This window comes from Fulvivirga sp. (assembly GCF_040220315.1).
Classification (GTDB): Bacteria; Bacteroidota; Bacteroidia; order Cytophagales; family Cyclobacteriaceae; genus Fulvivirga.
In genome coordinates this window covers 1-17600 of record NZ_JAVJUY010000269.1, presented here as the reverse complement: position 1 = coordinate 17600, position 17600 = coordinate 1, and the positions used below count along the sequence as shown (strand labels likewise).

Annotated in this window: 19 protein-coding genes; 13 read left to right on the top strand and 6 right to left on the bottom strand. The window is 37.9% G+C overall.

Annotated features, from left to right (window positions below):
• Positions 1-66: 66 nt before the first annotated feature.
• From RLO81_RS13210 to RLO81_RS13200, 3 genes are read left to right on the top strand one after another with little or no spacing between them, the layout of a single operon-like run.
• Entirely contained in the window at positions 67-1932 is a 1866-nt protein-coding gene (locus tag RLO81_RS13210) for an ABC-F family ATP-binding cassette domain-containing protein (RefSeq protein ID WP_350112350.1), read from the top strand.
• A gap of 58 nt (positions 1933-1990) precedes the next feature.
• Complete coding sequence (locus tag RLO81_RS13205) at positions 1991-2413, top strand: Xre family toxin-antitoxin system antitoxin (protein ID WP_350112347.1); 423 nt, start codon at positions 1991-1993, stop codon at positions 2411-2413.
• Positions 2410-2862, top strand: coding sequence for an RES family NAD+ phosphorylase (locus tag RLO81_RS13200; RefSeq protein ID WP_350112344.1), 453 nt, complete (start codon positions 2410-2412; stop codon positions 2860-2862). The genes RLO81_RS13205 and RLO81_RS13200 overlap by 4 nt, the downstream gene beginning before the upstream one ends.
• Here the strand turns inward: RLO81_RS13200 and RLO81_RS13195 are convergent.
• A complete protein-coding gene (locus tag RLO81_RS13195) occupies positions 2859-4289 on the bottom strand; it encodes a S8 family serine peptidase (RefSeq protein WP_350112341.1) in 1431 nt (476 codons plus the stop codon). The two genes, RLO81_RS13200 and RLO81_RS13195, sit on opposite strands and share 4 nt — an antisense overlap.
• Before the next feature lie 55 nt (positions 4290-4344).
• On the opposite strand from RLO81_RS13195, the gene RLO81_RS13190 reads away from it, so the two are divergent.
• Positions 4345-5634, top strand: a complete 1290-nt coding sequence (locus tag RLO81_RS13190) for an aminopeptidase P family protein (protein WP_350112338.1) — start codon at positions 4345-4347, stop codon at positions 5632-5634.
• Between the two features lie 2 nt (positions 5635-5636).
• Positions 5637-6056: a RidA family protein gene (locus tag RLO81_RS13185; RefSeq protein ID WP_350112335.1), complete on the top strand. Its 420-nt coding sequence runs from the start codon at positions 5637-5639 to the stop codon at positions 6054-6056.
• Positions 6057-6163: 107 nt separating this feature from the next.
• Here the strand turns inward: RLO81_RS13185 and RLO81_RS13180 are convergent, their stop codons facing one another.
• Positions 6164-6490, bottom strand: a complete 327-nt coding sequence (locus RLO81_RS13180; RefSeq protein WP_350112332.1) for a HesB/IscA family protein — start codon at positions 6488-6490, stop codon at positions 6164-6166.
• A 10-nt stretch (positions 6491-6500) separates the two neighbouring features.
• On the bottom strand, positions 6501-6914 hold the full coding sequence (locus RLO81_RS13175; protein ID WP_350112329.1) for a hypothetical protein: 414 nt from the start codon (positions 6912-6914) through the stop codon (positions 6501-6503).
• Positions 6915-7025: 111 nt separating this feature from the next.
• Here RLO81_RS13175 and mce point away from each other — a divergent pair, with 111 nt between their 5' ends.
• A complete protein-coding gene (mce, locus tag RLO81_RS13170; RefSeq protein ID WP_350112326.1) occupies positions 7026-7430 on the top strand; it encodes a methylmalonyl-CoA epimerase in 405 nt (134 codons plus the stop codon).
• Positions 7431-7740: 310 nt separating this feature from the next.
• Positions 7741-8778, top strand: a complete 1038-nt coding sequence (gene thiL / locus RLO81_RS13165) for a thiamine-phosphate kinase (RefSeq protein WP_350112323.1) — start codon at positions 7741-7743, stop codon at positions 8776-8778.
• Here the strand turns inward: thiL and RLO81_RS13160 are convergent.
• Positions 8775-9143 (bottom strand): hypothetical protein, encoded by a 369-nt coding sequence (locus RLO81_RS13160; protein ID WP_350112320.1) that lies wholly within the window; start codon positions 9141-9143, stop codon positions 8775-8777. The two genes, thiL and RLO81_RS13160, sit on opposite strands and share 4 nt — an antisense overlap.
• A 21-nt stretch (positions 9144-9164) precedes the next feature.
• A complete protein-coding gene (locus tag RLO81_RS13155) occupies positions 9165-9755 on the bottom strand; it encodes an acyl carrier protein phosphodiesterase (RefSeq protein ID WP_350112318.1) in 591 nt (196 codons plus the stop codon).
• 81 nt (positions 9756-9836) lie between these two features.
• Here RLO81_RS13155 and RLO81_RS13150 point away from each other — a divergent pair, with 81 nt between their 5' ends.
• Positions 9837-10247: a tellurite resistance TerB family protein gene (locus RLO81_RS13150; protein ID WP_350112316.1), complete on the top strand. Its 411-nt coding sequence runs from the start codon at positions 9837-9839 to the stop codon at positions 10245-10247.
• Position 10248: 1 nt separating this feature from the next.
• Entirely contained in the window at positions 10249-10935 is a 687-nt protein-coding gene (locus RLO81_RS13145; protein WP_350112313.1) for a class I SAM-dependent methyltransferase, read from the top strand.
• On the opposite strand, the gene RLO81_RS13140 is transcribed toward RLO81_RS13145, so the two are convergent.
• Positions 10932-11474: a DUF4924 family protein gene (locus RLO81_RS13140; protein ID WP_350112310.1), complete on the bottom strand. Its 543-nt coding sequence runs from the start codon at positions 11472-11474 to the stop codon at positions 10932-10934. The two genes, RLO81_RS13145 and RLO81_RS13140, sit on opposite strands and share 4 nt — an antisense overlap.
• A 184-nt stretch (positions 11475-11658) precedes the next feature.
• Between RLO81_RS13140 and lepA the strand changes: the two genes are divergently transcribed.
• The 4 genes from lepA to RLO81_RS13120 all read left to right on the top strand — a co-directional run.
• Entirely contained in the window at positions 11659-13443 is a 1785-nt protein-coding gene (gene lepA / locus RLO81_RS13135) for a translation elongation factor 4 (protein ID WP_350112308.1), read from the top strand.
• A 6-nt stretch (positions 13444-13449) separates the two neighbouring features.
• Positions 13450-14340 carry a bifunctional 5,10-methylenetetrahydrofolate dehydrogenase/5,10-methenyltetrahydrofolate cyclohydrolase gene (locus tag RLO81_RS13130; protein WP_350112305.1) on the top strand — a complete coding sequence of 297 codons (891 nt, stop codon included), beginning with the start codon at positions 13450-13452 and terminating at the stop codon, positions 14338-14340.
• A gap of 40 nt (positions 14341-14380) precedes the next feature.
• Positions 14381-16297 carry an OmpA family protein gene (locus RLO81_RS13125; protein WP_350112302.1) on the top strand — a complete coding sequence of 639 codons (1917 nt, stop codon included), beginning with the start codon at positions 14381-14383 and terminating at the stop codon, positions 16295-16297.
• Between the two features lie 171 nt (positions 16298-16468).
• Positions 16469-17600 (top strand): carboxypeptidase-like regulatory domain-containing protein (locus tag RLO81_RS13120; protein WP_350112299.1); only part of this gene is annotated, 1132 nt, incomplete at its 3' end.

Below are 17600 nucleotides of genomic sequence, written 5' to 3'. Positions count from 1 at the left end.
GATTTGAATACAAGTTAAAAATAATTCCTAAATGTTGCTAGATACTATTTAGCTAGTTTTGCGCCTATGAATTACTTGTCAGTTGATAGCATTTCCAAATCGTTTGGAGAAAGGGTTCTCTTTAAAGATGTAACTTTTGGGATAGGCCAGGGCCAAAAAGTGGCGCTTGTGGGTGTAAATGGCAGTGGAAAAACTACGCTGCTTAAAATTCTGGCCGGTTTAGATGTGCCCGATAAAGGCGAGGTGGTTGTAAATAATCAGGTGAGTATTGCTTACCTGGAACAGCAGCCTGAATTTGATACCGATCATGTGATTGAGGCGGTTTTGGCCGGCAATCAAGAAATGGCCAAGCTAATTGAGGAGTATGAGTACCATCTTTCCAGAGCGGAGACTGACCCTAAATCAATGGAAAAGCTCACAGACCTTATGACAAAAATGGATGAGGCCGATGCCTGGACATTTGAATCTCAGATTAAGGAAATTTTGGGCAAGTTGGGCATTGAAGATCTATCACAAACTATTTCCAGCATGTCGGGCGGACAGAAGAAACGAGTGGGCTTGGCCAAAGCACTAATGGAAAAGCCTGACTTGGTAATTCTTGATGAGCCCACCAACCACCTTGACTTGGAAGCTATCGAATGGCTGGAAAAGTATTTAGCCTCCAGCCAAATGGCCATTGTAATGGTTACCCACGATCGTTATTTCTTGGAAAATGTAACCAATGAGATTATTGAATTGGATAATCAGCAGGTCTATACATACTCTGGTAACTATTCGTATTTCCTCGATAAAAAAGCAGAACGCGAGACAATAGCTCAATCGGAAAAGGAAAAAGCCAGAAACCTATATAAAACTGAACTTGAGTGGATACGCAGGCAGCCGAAGGCAAGAGGCACAAAAGCTAAATATAGAATAGATGCCTTTGAAGAAACAAAGAAAAAAGCGCATGTGAATCTGTCTAAGAGTGAGGTGAGCCTAGATATCGAGCAAAGAAGGCAAGGCGGAAAAGTGTTGGAACTGGAGCATTTAAATAAATCTTTTGGCGATAAAAAGCTTATTACAGATTTCAGCTATACATTTAAAAAAGGGGATAGAATAGGTATTATTGGTCATAACGGGTCTGGAAAGTCCACTTTTCTAAAAATAATTACAGGCAAGTTGCACGCAGATAGTGGCAAAGTGGATAAAGGACCATCTACTGTTTTTGGTTATTACGAACAGGCTGAGCCCAATTTCAAACCAGGTATGAAGGTGATTGAGGTAGTTCAGGAAGTGGCTGAATATATTACCATCGGAAAAGAAGAGATGTCTGCCTCTCGGCTTTTAACTCAATTCAATTTCGCTCCAAAAGCGCAGTATGATTATGTAGATAACCTGAGTGGGGGAGAAAAGCGCAGGCTGCAATTGCTAAAAGTATTAATGGCAAGACCCAATTTTTTAATTCTCGATGAGCCAACCAATGATCTGGATTTAATTACACTCAGAACTTTAGAAGAGTTTTTACATCAGTTTCAGGGGTGTTTGGTTATTGTTTCGCACGATAGATACTTTATGGATAGGCTGGTAGAACATTTGTTTGTATTTGAAGAAGGCAAGCCCATCAAAGATTTTGCAGGCAATTATTCGATTTACAGGGAGTCTAAAGCTTTTACGAAAAAGGAAAGTAAGCCTGAAGTAGTGGAAAATAAAGACAAAACAGAAAAAGTGAAAGAAGCAGAACGCAAACTTTCATATAATGAGAAACGTGAGTTTGAAAAACTGGAATCGGAGATTGCAAAACTTAACAAGAAAATAGCCGAGATAGAACAACTGCTCATTTCTGGTGAAACAGATCATGCTAAGTTGATAGGTTGGGGTGAAGAACTTGAAAAGGCTAAGAGTGATTTAGATGCGAAGGAATTACGATGGTTGGAACTATCTGAGCTTTGCTAAGAAAAAATTCCAACTTTTTTGGAAATATTTCCGTACATTAGAATAAACGCTCGGAAATATGGAAGCTAATGAACCACAGGTCATATACGGCAGGTACAGATCAAAAATTACCGATCCTACAACCATTGTTCTTTCTGCTCAAAAAGGCGTTTCAGCAACTATTTTTAACGATGTAGTAAAACTTTATGGCCATACTAATTACTTGGCAGAAGTGATAGAATTAACCCACAAAACAATTAATAAGTATCAGGTTAACAATATAAATTTTAGCCCAATAAGAAGCGAGCTCATGCTTAAATTAGTAGCACTCTACCATAAAGGAGTAGCTGTTTTTGGTGATAGGTCTTCATTTATAAATTGGATGTCAAAATCCGCTTATGGGCTCGGGGGTTATATTCCCTTTGATTTGATAAAAACATCTGATGGTATAGATCTAATATCAGATGAGTTAGATCGTATCAAATATGGAGATACTGCATGATCGTATATCGCATTGTTCATGCAGAATTTGCCAATAAAATTGTAGCATCAGGCAGGCCTGCCAGATGGAATTCTGCGGGAACGTTTGTTATTTATACGGCATCTTCAAGGTCTTTGGCCTGTTTAGAAAACTTAGTGCATAGAGGCGGTGAAGGTCTGAATGCGCAATTCAGAACATTGGTGATTGAAATTCCTGAAACAATGGTCATTAAACAGGTTGGTGCAAATGAGTTGCCGAAAAACTGTCATACTTTCAAATCACAACAACACACCAGACTAATCGGTGATAAATGGGCTGCTTTGCAAGAAACATGCGTTATGCAAGTGCCTTCGGTGATTATACCTGAAGAGTCTAACTACTTAATTAATCCCCAGCATAAAGATTTTAAGAAGATAAAATTACTAGGTACGGAGGAATTCTTATTTGACAATCGCTTTAAAAGCATTTAATCCACCCATTCAACCTCCCAAACTTTGCTACCGTTTGTTACAGATGTGAATTGAACGTCCTTTGGCCGCTCGACAAAAACCTTGTTATCTCGCCACCGCAGCTTTTCTTGTTTCTCAACGATATAGCTATTTTTTTTATGGAATGCCATGATGTTGTAGCTCTTGGGTAATTCAATGGTTAGTGTATCCGCTGCAGTAATTTTTACTTCATCCCAAACCTTTTTATTCTTATCAGCCATTAGCGTTAGCAACTTTTTTACGTCAGGCACACCATAACCCAGGTAATTATTGGGGTATGGGTACAAATGCGATGATTTTGCGAGTAACGTAATAATTTCATCATTCGTGATGTCTGGATTTAGTTGCTTCATGCAGGCAATTAAACCGGTAATTATAGGTGCCGAAAAAGATGTGCCCCCTGATGCATAACAAGAAAAATCTGGTTTAACCATTTTCAAATGTTCAGGGCCAATGGAGCTGTAATCTAACCTGTCCCAATACCTGTAGCCTGTAGAACCAACAGCAATGGAGCCTTTTGCATCTGCAGGTATTGAAATTATTTTAAAATCTTTATTGCCATCATTACCTGCTGAAAGAACAATGGTCATCCCTTTTTCATTGATAGCAATATCTGTTGCTCTGGTTATAGCGCTGAATTTACCATCAACGTTCGCTGGTAAATAATCGGTATCTGGTTCACTAAAACCATCGCTGTATCCTAACGAAGAGTTTACTAACCGAACGCCTTGCCTATACATCCATTCTAGTGCAGCAACCCAATAGTCTTCTTCGGCATGATATTCACTTTCCGACCTATCCGTTCGTGCCAGGTAAAAAGCTGCCTGAGTGGCTAAACCGGTATATAAATCTTCGTAGTTACCGCCAACAAATTGGAATACCTCCGTACCATGATTATCATTATTCATAGTGGTGCCCTCAAATGGATTTATTATTTCCGGATCAATATAATTTTTATAGCCTTTTACCTGTCCTAGTTCAATGGCCTTTTTTAGATATCTATTATTATCTGCATTGAGGAAGCCGGCATCAATAATTCCTATTTTAATACCCTTACCATGAATGCCCATTTTTATGAGGGTATCGGCCTTAATTTGATCAAGGGATTTGTGAAGCGGATAGGGTTCAATATCAATTTTATGTGCAATAAGTTGGCTGCCTACAGGCCTTAATTGTTCAACATACGGGTGTTCATTTAGCTTGTTGATTTGTTCATGAGTCAGAGAACTTGAATAGGCTTTAAGCCAGTCAGAAATGATTATTGGAGCTGTATTTAGCACGCAAGCAGTGCTTCTGATTTCCTCGATACTGACCGTTTTGTCTTTTAGATATATCCAGTACTTTTGCTGCGCCCGCAAAGTGCCTGCAAATAGCATCAGGGCATAAATCAAAAGTTTAATTTTATTCATGATGTTAAATTTAGCAGAATTTAACTTCTACCGAAATTTAGATTAATAAGCCATTATGAAATATACACCTCTCAACAAAGAACTTTACATCCAAAATAGAAAGCAGTTTGTAGCGCAAATGAAGCCGAATTCGATAGCGGTTTTTAACTCTAATGATATTATGCCTACCAATGCAGATGGCACGATGGTCTTCCGTCAGAATAATGATTTATTGAGCCTTTCAGGCATAGACCAAGAGGAAAGCATATTGGTAATGTTTCCTGATTTTTATGATAAAAGTTTCTCTGAAGTGCTATTTCTAAAAGAAACCAACGAAAACATTGCCATCTGGGAAGGGCATAAGTTTACAAAAGAGGAAGCACAGGAGATTTCAGGAATTAAAAACATCGTTTGGGTTTCAAGCTTCGAAAGTATTTTTAATACGTTAATGGCGGAGGCAGAGTATGTTTACCTCAATACCAATGAACATATTAGAGCCGTTGTAGAAGTTCAGACCAGGGACAGAAGATTTTTAGATTGGTGTATGAACAAATATCCAATTCATAAATACGAAAGGTCCGCACCACTCATGCATAATGTGCGTACATCTAAATCCCAATTCGAGATTGATGCGATGCAAATAGCTTGTGACATTACTGAAAAGGGCTTCAGGCGAGTGGCTAAGTTTGTTAAGCCAGGTGTAATGGAATACGAAATAGAAGCTGAATACTTGCATGAATTTGTGAGAAATCGATCAAGAGGGTTTGCATATACACCCATTGTGGCATCGGGGCATAGTGCGTGCGTTTTGCATTATATTGATAACAATCAGGAGTGCAAAGATGGCGATTTGTTGCTTATGGATGTGGGGGCAGAATACGCCAATTACAATGCAGATATGACACGTACCATTCCGGTAAACGGCAAGTTTACAAAGCGACAAAAAGAAGTTTATAATGCCGTTTTGAGAGTGAAAAGAGAGGCAACTAAAATGCTCAGACCCGGAAATGTGATTCCCGAATATCATAAAGAAGTGGGCAAATTAATGGAGAATGAATTATTGGGACTTGGTTTAATTGATAAAACCGATATTAAAAATCAGGATACTTCAAACCCGGCATACAAAAAGTACTTTATGCACGGCACTTCACACCACATTGGGTTAGATGTGCATGACGTACCTAACATTTATCAAAAAATGAAGGAAGGCATGGTGTTTACTGTCGAGCCAGGTATTTACATCCGAGAAGAAAGTCTTGGTGTTAGGCTTGAAAATGATGTTGTAATCACCAAGGACGGAACGTTTGATCTGATGCGCAATATCCCAATAGAAGCTGATGAGATTGAAGATTTGATGAATTCTTAAGTATGAGCGATAGCATTAAAAACTCGGACAAAGCACCAGAACCGGTAGGTTTATACCCTCACGCACGTAAGGTGGGTAACTTATTATTTCTGTCAGGTGTTGGGCCCAGAAAAAAAGGCACAAAAGAAATACCCGGTGTTACGTTAGATAGTGAAGGAAATATCGTTGAGTATGATATAGAGGCTCAGTGTCACTCAGTTTTTGAAAATGTACGTTTGGTATTAGAAGCGTCAGGAAGTAGCTGGGACAAACTGGTGGATGTAACCGTGTTTCTAACGAATATGAAGGCAGATTTTAAAAAATACAATGCCATTTATGCCGAGTATTTTAAAGACAACCAGCCATGCCGTACTACAGTGGAAATCAGCTCTTTACCTACACCTATTGCTATTGAGCTGAAGTGCATCGCCACAATGGATTAATGAAATGTATATTCCCCTCTTGGGAGCGGTCAGCGGTGGGTAAAACATGAAAAACCTCCACAGCTTCAAAAAGCTTAGGAGGTTTTTATATCTACTAATTTTAAAAATCAAACTGCAAAACTCTCACCACAACCACATGTCCTTGTAGCGTTCGGGTTGATAAACTGAAAACCTTTGCCATTCAATCCATCAGAGAAATCAAGGGTTGTTCCTAACAAATACAACAAACTTTTTTTGTCGACTAAAATTTTGATTCCTTTATCTTCAAATACTTCATCAGAATCTTCAACGGCTGAGTCAAACTTAAGGTCATACATTAAGCCTGAGCATCCACCTCCTTGTACCAATACACGGATGTTATTATCATCAGTTTTTCCTTCCTGATTTCTCAATTCGATAATTCTTTCTTTCGCCTTGTCTGTTACACTTATCATAATTGCAAAATTAAGCTACTGGATTCAATACTACACTAAAAACGGTAATTGTATTACTGTCTCTGCCATAATACAGCTTGTCAAGCGCATCGTAAATGCTACTTGCCCTAAAATAAGAAGTGTGTAACTCCTTATTCTCATTATTCGCTATCCACTGAATAGTATAAGAACTTTCTTTCTCCTTATAATTTTCAATGTAGGTGAGCATCTTTTTCAATGCGTCCACTTTATCAAAGCCTAATACTGAATGAAACAGGAAAGACTGATTGTGTCTTGGGTTGATCGTAATCAAATCCAACTTTACTTTTCCTTCAAAATTGCTGTATTCAAAAATTAGGGCATTGCTTCTTAGCCCCAAATAGCTTTTTATATCTTTTTGAATACGGGCGGCCTCTACATGTATGTCGTTTGCTGTCTCCATCATAATTATGGTTTTTCCTGCATTGGAGAAATAAATTTAATCTAAAACTTTTCACAAGGGCAAAAAGTTTCAAACTTTAAACTTCTATTGTAAGTACAAAGATAAAAACAACCGATGAACAAAATAGAACATATTGGAATAGCTGTTAAAAGTCTTGAAACTTCAAACAAATTGTTTGCATCATTGCTTAATACACAACCGTATAAAAAAGAAGAAGTAGCATCAGAAAATGTAAATACTTCATTTTTCAAAATGGGCGAATCTAAAATTGAATTACTTGAAGCTACAGACCCAAATTCACCGATAGCTAAGTTTATTGAAAAAAAAGGGGAGGGCATTCATCATATCGCCTATGATGTTACAGATATAGAAGCTGAAATGGCAAGATTAGAAAAAGAAGGCTTTATTCTGTTAAACGAAAAGCCCAAAAAGGGTGCAGATAACAAGTTGGTTTGCTTTCTACACCCAAAATCTACTAATGGTGTTCTTGTGGAATTATGCCAGGAGATTACTTCTTAAATTTCTTGTAAGTGGAGACAGACCCCCTGTCATATTGAATGTTATTATAATAGTTTAGTTTCTTTTTCCCCGACCTTGTTTGAAATTGATGTTTCGGGGAACATGATGCAAAAAGAACTAACATAAGCGCAACTACCAATATTTCTGCAATTATACCTTTCATCTCTTTATTCGGTTGTTGTTTCGATATTAAATACGCCCGAAACGCATTTTAGTCACCAAGACAATGAGCGATACTAGATTAAGTATAACTTTGCATCGCTGAACCGCGGTAATGGCCGATGAGTTGCACATAAAATTTTGATAAAAAATGGCTGAAAAAAGGACTGAATTAAGTGATTTAGGAGAGTTTGGAATTATCGAACGTATAAAAAATAGCACTAAAAATAAGAACAAATCCACGGTGGAAGGCATTGGTGATGATGCTGCAATTATCGATGCTAAAGACAAACAATTATTAGTTTCTACCGATATGCTGCTTGAAGGTGTTCACTTCGATTTGTCTTATATGCCATTGGCACATTTGGGCTATAAAGCAGTGGCAGTAAATGTTTCTGACATAGCGGCAATGAATGGTATACCTACCCAAATAACTGTAAATATAGGCCTTAGTAATAGGTTTTCTTTGGAAGCTGTTGATACACTTTATCAAGGTATTTTAAAGGCGTGTGAAGATTTTAAGGTTGACCTCGTTGGAGGTGATACGAGCTCATCAGCAAGTGGATTGGTGCTTTCAATCACTGCATTAGGCCAGGCAGGTAAAAAGTCTGTTGTAAGACGTTCAGGAGCCAAAAAAGGAGATATCATTTGCGTTACAGGCGATCTTGGAGCTGCATATTTAGGCCTGCAAGTGTTGGAGAGAGAAAAGCAGGTGTTCTTATCTAACCCGGAAATGCAGCCTCAACTAGATAAATATGAATACATCGTTCAGCGACAGTTGAAGCCAGTTGCCAGAATGGATATCATTCATGAGCTAGCAGAGTTAAAACTTATTCCATCTTCAATGATAGATGTTTCTGACGGTTTGGCCTCAGAGCTGATGCACCTGGCAAAATATTCAAAAGTAGGCATTCAAATTTATGAAGAGAAGTTGCCTATTGATAAGCAGACGTACGATACCGGTTATGAATTAGGTATTGATTCCACCACCGCAGCACTCAATGGCGGTGAGGATTATGAACTCCTCTTCACCATCAATCAAGATGATTATGAGAAGCTAAAAAACCATGCAGACATCCACTTTATAGGCTATGTAAAGGAATTTTCTGAGGGCTGCAAAATGGTGACCAAACAAGAAAACCTTATCGATATTAAGGCACAAGGTTGGAACCACTATAAAAAGGATTAATCTTCCGGATAAGGGATAAAAACAAATTTGGTAAAGTTGTCGTCAATCACAAAAAGACAACAAAATTCATCAGGGTCTTTATAATTGGCTTTGAATTCATCTATTTTATCCTCGGCTATTATTTCTCGCTGTACAAATTCGTTCAAAAAAGAGGCGTTATAATTCCAATTAACAGCAAGGTCTTCTTTGGCAATTAGAAGTTGACCAATAGGTTGATCGAACTTAGCAATAGCAAATACCGGATGTTCAGAAAAGCCCCTCTTTCTTATTTGGTAAGAAGCTTCTTTCAGCGTATCAGAAACCACTGCAAAGTCTTGTGTAATTGAACCTAAGTATTTACCGTTTAATTCTGGATCGTTATTCATGCAAAAATATTTTTTGCAAAATTAAGTCAATTCTTTAGCTATCCAATTCGAGCAGAAATCTTTTAAATCACTAAAAAACAGGGTGAATTCCTTTTCGAAATCCTCGTAATGTTCATTCAAGTCATTCACGGCCTCTTCCATCTTAGAATTGTATTTAGTTCTTCTGGCCATACCTGAGAGCGACTTGTGAATTCCTTCTGTTTTGGCATAATGGTACAGCCAATTTCCTTCCATCATATAGGGTAAAACATACTGCGCTTTGGAAGGCATTATGTTCTTGTAGGAAGCTAAAATGGCATATGCTTTTTCTGTAAAGCTCAATAGTTTTTCAGGATGATAGTTCGGCCAATTTTTAGCAAGAAAATGATCGTAAAAAACATCTACAATAACCCCTGAATAATGTCGGTATTTAGCTCTTAGCCTATCTTTACTTTTAGCTACTATTTTGTGGTTATCAGTGTACTCATCAATAGCCCTGTGAAGCCAAATGCCTTTTACTATAATTTCATCATAATGATCAAAACTGCTTCCTTTCACAAAATCACCCATAAAGTTGCCCACCATTAATTTTTGGTTATCTCCGGATAGATATATGTGCGCAAGAAAATTCATTCGGTGTTGATCAACTTAAAACTAAAGGTTTATTTATCAGGATTTATTAAATTGCCTCACTAATGTCATAATATCAGATCTATGCCCTTAAAAGAAAATCCGCATTTAAATATTTTGGTAATGATGGCCAAAATAGATGGTGAAACCGATCAGGCCGAGTTGGAATTAATCAGGCAAATAGGCACTTCTTCCAATGTTTCTTCTGAGGATATTGAAAAAATAATAGATCAAACTCGAGCCGATAGTGGCATACCTTCGGTAGAGCTTTTTTCCAGGGAAGAAAAAATAGAATTAATGACCAATCTTGTGATGGTAATGAAAATCGATGGCAGAATTGATAAAGAAGAAATGAAGTTCTGCTGGCAGGTAATCAAAAAACTAGGTTATAACGAAGAAGCACTGTTCGACTTAGTTTCTACAACTTATCTGGATCCATCCAAATCAGTAGATAAAAACGATATTAAAAAAAGAGCGGAACAATACCTTTCCTGATTTGAACCCATTTGATGCCGCCTTGCACGATCTGTATTACAATGGTACGTGCTCTGAATTAACTCTCCATAATAACTACGGAAACCCCGAAAAAATGCCTGTAGAGGTGTTTTTCAGGGAAGAGTATGATTTTACAGATTTGGAGATCAAAGCGTTAAGTTTATGTAAAGGGTCGATACTTGACATTGGCGCAGGCGCAGGGGCACTTACCTTAAACCTACATAATAATGGTTTTGATATAACAGCAGTAGAAACGTCTGAGGTGGGCTGTTATATCATGTCACATGAAGGAGCTAAAAACATCATTTGTGATGATTATCGGAACATCACCGAAAAGTTTGATACTCTTTTGTTGATGATGAATGGCTTTGGCCTTTGTGAAAAACTCGAAAATATCCCTCAATTTCTGAATAGTTTAAAATCGCTTCTCAAAAAAGACGGACAGGTAATTGTTGATTCTAGCGATGTGAGCTATATCGCTGAAGAGATGCCCAAGAACAGATACTATGGCGAGGTGGAGTTCTGTTATGAATATGAAGGAATTCTTGGCGATTGGTTCAATTGGTTATATATACACTCTGAGTTGTTACAATCGGAAGCAGCCAAGAACGGTTGGAGTTGTGAGATAGTTTTTACTGACGATAACGATCAATACTTAGCCGTTTTAAAACCAAACCGTTACAACTAATTATCACTCATAAAATGTTTTTGCTTGTATTTATAGCTTAGGTACGATAGCACATTGCCAAACTCCTCTATTGATTCCCTAAACTCTTCAGGAATTTCCCTGCCGTTAATTTTTGCAATGAGTAAACCATAAACGCCATTGAGGCAAATTTGAATTTCACTTGTTATTTTTCCTTCAGCTAGTTGTAGCATTTGCTGGATATGGGTTGCTGCTTTTTTATAAATAGCCTTAAACTCTTTGTCAGATTGCTTTAATTCATTTTTGAGCTCATCTAATTGTGCAACAATCAGCTGTGTTTCCTGTAAATGACCGTTCTCAAGTATATCTTCTTTCTCCATTTGAGCTAAAATTTGCTCATACCATTTTTCCAATTCAACTTTCGTACTACCCCCTGCTGGAATATGTTTTAATACATATTCTTTTACCTTTTCTATGTCACATTCAAAGGCCCTTATCAGATCTTCAGTCTGATACATATGGATGATATATTCTGAAATATTATTCTGTTTTTTCTTATCTGCAATATTCATTTCTGCCATAAAATATATGTTGGTTGGCGTTGTTCTTTTCCAGCTAATTAATTACTATTTTTGCAGGTCAAAATTAGAGCATAAGGGATTAGTCTCGTATGAAAGGAGGACATTTTTATTCATTTTGTTATCAATAGAGGATGCATAAAAATGCAATGAATTCCACAAGAATGTTGAACATTCAACAATACACATGAAGAACACAAGAAATTTTTGCATCATAGCACATATCGACCATGGTAAAAGTACCCTGGCCGATAGGTTATTGCAGGCGACAGGTACGGTGAGCGACAGGGATATGCAAGAGCAGTTGCTTGATGATATGGACTTGGAGCGAGAGAGAGGGATAACCATTAAGTCGCATGCCATTCAGATGGACTATAAATTTAATGGAGAAGATTATACCCTAAACCTAATTGACACTCCGGGACACGTTGATTTTTCATACGAAGTTTCACGTTCCATTGCGGCATGCGAAGGGGCATTGCTTATTGTAGATGCGGCACAGGGTATTGAAGCACAAACCATTTCTAACCTATACCTGGCACTGGAGCATGACCTTGAAATTATCCCGGTTCTAAATAAAATTGACCTTCCTAGCGCTATGCCGGAGGAAGTTACAGATCAAATCGTAGAACTCATTGGTTGCGATCCAGAATCTGTTATTCACGCAAGTGCTAAAGAAGGTATTGGTATCGATAATATTCTGTCGGCTATCATAGAAAGGATTCCTGCGCCAAATGGTGACCCGGATGAACCTTTACAGGCCATGATTTTTGATTCAGTATTTAACCCTTTCAGAGGAATTGAGGTTTACTTCAGGGTTTTTAACGGCACGTTAAAGAAAGGCGACAAGGTAAAGTTTGTGAATACCAACAAAACCTACGAGGCCGATGAAATTGGGGTATTAAAACTCAAGCAGCAGCCAAAAAACTCAATTAGTGCAGGTAATGTTGGCTATATCATATCTGGAATAAAGGTGGCCAAAGAAGTAAAAGTTGGTGATACCATTACACACACAGATCGTCCTTGCAAAGCAGTTAAGGGTTTTGAAAATGTAAAGCCCATGGTATTTGCCGGTATTTACCCGGTTGATACCAGTGAGTTTGAGGAGCTTCGTGCTTCTATGGAAAAACTTCAGTTAAATGATGCTTCATTAATTTGGGAACCGGAAACTTCAGCGGCTCTTGGCTTTGGTTTTAGATGTGGATTCTTAGGAATGCTTCACATGGAAATTGTGCAGGAAAGGCTCGAGCGTGAGTTTGACATGACGGTAATTACTACTGTTCCCTCCGTTCAGTTTCATGCAGTAAAAACGGATGGTTCAGTGTACAATATTAATGCACCATCAGAAATGCCTGAGCCAAATACGGTTTCTCATATTGAGGAGCCTTTTATTAGAGCTCAAATTATAAGTAAGGCAGATTACATCGGTAATATTATTAGTCTGTGTATTGATAAAAGAGGTATTATCAAGAATCAGGTTTATCTCACTTCCAATAGAGTTGAATTAACATTTGAATTACCATTGGCTGAGATCGTTTTCGATTTCTTCGATAAATTGAAAACATTATCTCGAGGTTATGCCTCTTTGGATTATGAGCTTATAGGATACAGGCAGTCATCGATGGTTAAACTGGATATCATGTTAAATAGTGAGAAAGTGGATGCGCTTTCTGCTATCGTTCATAGGGATAAAGCCTACGAGTGGGGAAAACGCCTGTGTGAAAAACTAAAGGATTTGATTCCTCGTCAAATGTTTGAGATAGCAATACAGGCTTCTATTGGCACGAAAATTATCGCCAGGGAAACAGTAAAAGCGATGCGTAAAAACGTATTGGCGAAATGTTATGGTGGTGATATCTCGAGAAAACGTAAGCTACTAGAAAAACAAAAGAAGGGTAAAAAGAGAATGCGTCAGGTAGGTAATGTTGAAATACCACAAGAGGCGTTCATGGCAGTACTTAAATTAGATTAAAACATTATGTCGGCAACAATACTTGACGGACGAAAGGTTTCTAGAGAAATCGAAGAAGAAATCAAATCGGAAGTTGACGCCCTAAAAGCGAAAAATAAAAAAGCCCCTCACTTAGCAGCAATATTAGTAGGTGACGATGGTGCAAGTCAGACATATGTCAATAATAAAATCAAAGCCTGTAAGAGAGTAGGATTTGAATACACACTCTTGAACTTTCCATCTACAATTTCTGAAACCAAACTGATGACGGAGATTGAAAGAATTAATGCCGATGCAGATATCGATGGTTTAATTGTGCAATTACCATTACCTGAGCACATTTCTGCAGCAAAGGTCACTGATAGAATATTGCCTCATAAAGATGTTGATGGTTTTACGAATGAGAACTATGGTCGTATTACTTCAAAACATCCTGGTCTGTTGCCGGCAACCCCTTTTGGTATTGTTGAGTTGTTAAAAAGGTATAAGGTAGATATTAAAGGAAAACATTGCGTGATGGTAGGTAACAGCCGTACTGTAGGTGCCCCCATGAGTTCAATAATGGCATATCATGAATATGCGACTGTAACGGTTTGCCATATTCACACAATTGATCTAGCTCATTATACAAAACAAGCAGATATATTAATTGTGGCTACTGGCAAACCGGGATTAATCACTGGTGATATGGTGAAGGAAGGTGTGGCTGTGGTAGATGTGGGTATCACAAGAATTCCTACCGATGATAATGACAGAGGCTATAAGTTGAGTGGAGATGTTGACTTTGATGAAGTTGAAAAGAAAGCATCTTTTATCACTCCTGTTCCGGGAGGTGTAGGGCCTATGACCATCGCTTCACTTTTAATGAATACATTAAAAGCAGCTACTACAAAAAGCACTATTACAACAGAAATATAAATTCGGTATTTTCGTTTTGGATGCATAGATTTAAAAATCTATGTGGAAAATACACCTTATTATATATTGTCTTGGTTTTTGTGTTTATCAGTCACATGCACAATCGCGCCTAAGTACTAAATCCAAGAAAGCTGCCGAACTTTATATCGAAGCAGATAACTTCAGAGTAAGAGGGCAGTATTCACAGGCCATTAACCTTTTAGAGCAATCTATTAATAAAGACAAAAAATTCCATGAAGCTTATTTTCGATTAGCAACTATTTATAAGGCTCAAGGTGAACTAGATAAGGCAGAATCACTTTTTCTAAAAGTAATTGAACTAAAGGGTGAGAATAATGGCCCATCGTACTTTGAATTAGGTGAGCTGTATTTAAGAAAGAATGATTATCAACAAGCGATTGATTATATTAATAAATACCTGGCCTACAATCCTCGTAACTCACAAAGGGTGAATGAGGCGAATACAATTCTCTCAAATGCCAGGTTTGCTATAGATAATTATAAGAAGGAAGTTTCATTTAATCCCAGACCATTATCGGATACCGTCAATGCATTCGCGATGCAGTATTTTCCTGTGGTTACTGTTGATGGTAAGTCATTAATATTTACACGAAGGTTAGGGGACACACCTAATGATGATGAAGATCTAGTAGTATGTAAGCTAGATCAAAATGGCCAGTGGTCAGCTCCCGAATCTATTTCATCAAATATCAATTCTCAGTTTAATGAAGGTACGTGTACAATCTCTGCGGACGGCAGGGTTTTAATATTTACATCATGTTACGGTAGAAATGGTTATGGCAGTTGCGACTTATATATAAGTGAGAAGGAAGGCGGTGTGTGGTCAGTGCCAGAGAATTTGGGTCCCAATGTAAATTCAAGGTATTGGGAATCCCAGCCCAGTCTTTCAGCAGATGGCAGAACACTTTACTTTATATCCAACCGACCAAATGGACTTGGTGGTCGTGATATCTGGGTATCCGATAAAGGTGATGATGATATTTGGTCAAAGCCAAAGAACATGGGTCCATTGATTAATACTGTCCAAGAAGAGGTTTCTCCATTTATTCATCCCAATGACCTCACCTTGTATTATGCTACTAATGGTTTGCCTGGTTTTGGAGGATTTGATTTATATAGCTCGGAAAAAGAAAATGGAAGTTGGACTAAACCTGTCAATATAGGCTCACCAATTAATAATGGGGAAGACCAGGTTTCATTATTCATAACTTCAAAAGGAGATAAAGGCTATTATTCTAACGAGTCTCTTAATTCAATACAAAAGGGGGTACTATATGAGTTTGACTTATCTGAAGTTTATGAATTAAAGAATAAAGCAACATACGTTTATGGTATTGTTAGGGATGCGAATACCAAACAACCCATCAAGGCAAGAATTGAATTATTTGATTTGATTAAAGATCAAAGGATATCCGTAGTAAGCTCGGACTCAATTACTGGCGAATACCTGATGGTACTTACTGAAGGTTCTGAATACGCACTCTATGCAAATGCAAAATCATACCTTTTTAATACCTACACATTTGAGATGGGTCAACGTAATGGTTCATCACCTGTAAAAATGGATATCTTGCTAAGCCCGTTAAAAGAGAATGTAACCACAAGATTGAATAATATTTTTTTTGATACGGACAGCTACATACTTAAGGATAACTCTAAGACGGAGTTAAAAAAAGTAATATCCTTTTTAAAGGATAATCCGAAGATAGTTATAGAAATAGTAGGCCACACCGATAACGATGGTACAGATAGCTACAACAAAGAATTATCAATAAAAAGAGCCCGCAGTGTCATTGATTTTTTGATAAAAGCAGGAATCGATCAAAATAGGCTTGATTCTAAGGGTAAAGGTGCTAATAACCCTCTGGTCCCAAATAATTCGGAAGAAAACAAAGCCCTCAATCGAAGAATAGAATTTAAAGTAGTTAAATTTTGATCATTTCAAGCACATCCCCCATTATGGGGGAGTGTAATACGTAGTGACTTATATTTTGTTTCCCTTTTACCGTAAAACGCATTATTTTTTTATTTGAATTGTTTATCCTTTCCGAATTTTATTCTAAGTTTAAGGCAAACTATTTTTAATTTTTAACCTAAACATTACAATATGAAGAAGTTTTTACTGCTTAGTTTCATGTTGATGTTCGCATTCGCGTTCAGCGATTCGTGGGCTCAAGAGCGCACTGTGTCGGGAAAAGTCACCTCTATCGAGGATGGTTCATCTCTACCCGGTGTTAACGTTGTACTAAAAGGTACAACCACAGGTACCGTTACCGACATTGATGGTAACTTCAAGTTAAGTGTACCTTCCGATGGTGGTACGTTAGTATTTTCATTTATTGGTTTAGCTACTGAAGAAGTTGCTATCGGTTCTAGATCAGTAATTGATATCCAGATGTCACCGGATGTTCAGCAACTTTCAGAAGTTGTGGTAACAGCGGTAGGTATCCAAAGAGAAGCAAAAGCATTAGGCTATGGTGTAGAAAGAGTAGGAGGGGATAAGCTTTCAGCTGTTTCAGAGCCAGATCCACTACGTGCGATGCAAGGAAAAGTAGCTGGTGTTAACATCGGTGGATCAAGTAGTGCACCAGGTAGTGCTACAAGAATCACCATTCGTGGTAACTCCTCTTTATTAGGAAACAACCAGCCGTTATTTGTTGTGGATGGTATTCCATATAATAATTCAACTAATACTACAGGTGATGGTTTTAATAACGATCAGTTAACTGGAGGAGGAGCTTCTGGTAGTCGTTTCCAAGATTTAGATCCTAACAACATTGAGTCAGTGAACGTACTAAAAGGAGCAGCAGCAGCCGCCCTTTATGGAACAAGAGCTGCGAATGGTGTAATTGTTATTACTACAAAATCAGGTAGTGCAGGAGCCGGAAGAAAGGGATTGGAGATTTCTTTTAGCTCCAACTTTGCTATTGAAGAAGTAGCCAACTTACCAGACTACCAAAATTCCTATGGTACAGGAACCAATTTCGCCTATCAGCAGGCAAACGGTTCATGGGGCGCTCCTTTTGTAGGAGCAAAACCTTATGCTTCAAGAACGACTATTCCACACTGGTATGATGGAGTTATTGGGTTTGAGGATATTTGGGGAACAACCGTTCCATACCAGGCATATCCTGACAACGTGAAGGATTTTTTCCAAACAGGTAAAGTGTTTGATAACTCCATTACTGTATCAGGAGGAAATGAGAAAGCGGTAACAACGTTAGTAGTTTCCAGAACGA